The following is a 2575-nucleotide window of genomic DNA, read 5'->3' as shown; positions in this document are numbered from 1 at the left end:
GGGCAGCGCCCTGCGAGGGCATGCCCGGGGGAGGGCGTGCCCTTGGGGAGAGGCGCTGTCGTCCATCGGAAGGGTCAGGGGTGAAGGGTGTTGTTGTCGAGAGGTCTGACAGCGCTTTCGCCCGGTTTCTTTCAATGGTTAGGAGAAGGGCAGTTAAAAGCCGTCCGGCAGCTGTCGAGGTGTTCGACGACCTGTACGTCGTAGCCGTCTACGACCTCGCAGACGGCTACGACCTGGCGGCCGGCTATGACCTGGCAGCCGGGCGCAGCGGCGAGCGCGGGGACAGTTTCCGGACCAGGGCCAGGGTGCTGAGGGTGAACATCACCACGCCCAGGGGGACATGGAACGAGGGCACGTGGGCGATGCCCAGCGCGACCTGCGCCGAGGCGAGGAGGAGGAAGCCGGTGGCGTACAGGACGGGGCGGGGCGATCCGCCGCCCGGGCGCCAGGCCAGGATCGCGGCGAGCACGTACAGCATGGCGGCCGCGTACATCACCTTCGATCCGACGTCGTGCATCAGATAGCCGTGGGACGAGGTCAGCAGCATGCCCGCGGTGACCGCCTGGAAGAAGAGGGTCAGGGTCTGCAGGGCTATCGCGGTCCTGAGGAAGGTGAGGCCGCGCGGCGCGGCGGCCGTCATCTGTCCGGTCATGGTGTGGTCCCCCTCTTGTGGTGTGCGGCAATGGACGGGTGCTGTCCGAGCCGTTGGCGTCAGCGCAGGGTGAGCGGGGTCTCGGAGGTGACGTGGGTCAGCTTCTCGGGGTTGCGGACGAAGTAGAGGCCGGTGATGCGGGCGTTCTCGACACGGACGGCCATGACGCCGTCGAGCTCGCCGCCCACGTGTACGGCGAGTGCGGGGCTGCCGTTGACCACGGTGGGCTCCCAGGTGATCGTGGCCTTGACCTTGGCGGAGCCGCCGAGGTAGAAGCGGACGATCTTCTCGGCTCCGAGGACGGGCCTGAGCGCGGCGCGCTTGACGCCGCCGCCGTCGCTGAGCAGAACGACATCCGGGGCGAGTACGTCGAGGAGGTCCTGCGGGTTCCCGGTCTCGATGGCGCGCTGGAAGGACTCCAGTGCCGCCCGTGTCTCACTCGGAGAGGCCGTCCGGCGGGGCCGACGGGCGTCGACGTGCCCACGGGCGCGGTGCGCGATCTGCCGTACGGCCGCCGGAGTCTTGCCGACGGCCTCGGCGATCTCGTCGTAGTCGGCCTCGAAGACCTCGCGCAGCACGAACACCGCCCGCTCGGTCGGGGAAAGGCTTTCCAGGACGAGCATCATCGCCATCGACATGCTCTCGGCGAGTTCGATGTCCTCGGCCACGTCCGGCGTGGTGAGCAGCGGCTCGGGCAGCCACGGGCCGACGTACGCCTCGCGGCGGCGCTTCATGGTGCGCAGCCGGTTGAGTGCCTGCCGGGTCGTGATCCGCACGAGGTACGCCCGCTGGTCGCTCACCTGTCCCAGGTCGACCTTGACCCAGCGCAGCCAGGTCTCCTGGAGGACGTCCTCGGCGTCGGCCGCCGATCCGAGCATCTCGTAGGCGACGGTGAACAGCAGGTTGCGGTGGGTGACGAACGCTTCGGTCGCCAGGTCGGTGGGGTGGTCGGTCATCTCTCGGTCCCTCTCCCTCGGATGCCTGGTCAGGCTGCCCGCCCGGCAGAGGCGGCATGGCTGCCCGCCCCGCGATGGCCGACGCCCCGCCGTGCCTGGCCTCGGGCAGTTGTCAGTGGTGGTCGCCCTTGGGCCCGGTGCGCACGACGACACAGGTGTTCTCAGCCATGGGCGGCTGCTCCGTTCTCCCGGGGGCGGACCGTCTTCTCGGCGGACAGGTCCGGCGCGGCGGCCAGGCGGTGCTTGCGCCTGGGCAGGCCGAAGGTCGGGTGCGAGGTGGCCCACAGCGACATCGTGAGGATGCCCGCCTTGATCCGCGCGGCCTTCCGGCCGCCCACGTACTTCGGCTTCGCCTGCGCTTCGTGGTCGACCATCTGCAGGATCCCGTCCCGCCGCCCGAGGCTGATGTGGTTGCCGTGGTAGTCCAGCCTGGTGTTCGGGATCGTGCGGCCGGTCAGGCGTGCCACGATCGCGGTCGTGGCCTGCATGCCGGTGTAGCCGGCCGAAGCACAGGACATCGGCAGCGGGCGGCCGTTGTCACCGATGGCGTAGGCGCTGTCGCCGACGGCGTAGACGTTCGGGTGCGAGACCGACCGCATGGTGCGATCGACGACGATCCGACCGCTGTCGGTGACCTCCAGCCCGCCCGCGGCGGCGATGGGGCTGGCGGCGAACCCGGCCGTCCACACGGTCGCGTCGGACGCCAGGGCGGTGCCGTCCGCGCACAGCACCCGCTGCGCTTCGACGGCTTCGACCTCGGTGTGCTCCAGGACGGTGATGCCCAGCCGGTCGCAGGCCCGGCGCAGGTGGCTGCGGGCTGCGGCGGAGAGCGGGGCGCCCAGCTCGCCGCGGGCGACCAGCGTCACCGACAGGCCGGGCCGGGACTCGGCGATCTCGGTGGCGGTCTCGATGCCGGTCAGCCCGTCGCCGACGACCAGCACGCTCCCGCCTTCGCCCTGCCTGTCCC

3 protein-coding genes are annotated in these 2575 nt (G+C 70.8%); all 3 read right to left on the bottom strand.

Features of this window, described 5'->3' with window-relative positions; genetic code table 11:
- Positions 1-244: 244 nt before the first annotated feature.
- Positions 245-652: a hypothetical protein gene (locus tag FNH04_RS44595; RefSeq protein WP_152791935.1), complete on the bottom strand. Its 408-nt coding sequence runs from the start codon at positions 650-652 to the stop codon at positions 245-247.
- 59 nt (positions 653-711) lie between these two features.
- Positions 712-1608: an RNA polymerase sigma-70 factor gene (locus tag FNH04_RS44590; protein WP_152791934.1), complete on the bottom strand. Its 897-nt coding sequence runs from the start codon at positions 1606-1608 to the stop codon at positions 712-714.
- A 161-nt stretch (positions 1609-1769) separates the two neighbouring features.
- The coding region (locus tag FNH04_RS44585) for an NAD(P)/FAD-dependent oxidoreductase (protein WP_194237025.1) at positions 1770-2575 on the bottom strand (806 nt) is incomplete at its 5' end.

This window comes from Streptomyces phyllanthi, assembly GCF_009377205.1.
GTDB classification, from domain to species: Bacteria; Actinomycetota; Actinomycetes; order Streptomycetales; family Streptomycetaceae; genus Streptomyces; species Streptomyces phyllanthi.
The sequence above is the reverse complement of the archived record's forward strand: the minus strand, read 5'-3'. Positions and strand labels throughout refer to the sequence as shown.

What these genes read in the sequence shown, in the direction of transcription:
- FNH04_RS44590 (WP_152791934.1), bottom strand. Translation starts at nt 1,608, where the DNA reads ATGACCGACCACCCCACCGACCTGGCGACCGAAGCGTTCGTCACCCAC.
- FNH04_RS44595 (WP_152791935.1), bottom strand. Translation starts at nt 652, where the DNA reads ATGACCGGACAGATGACGGCCGCCGCGCCGCGCGGCCTCACCTTCCTC.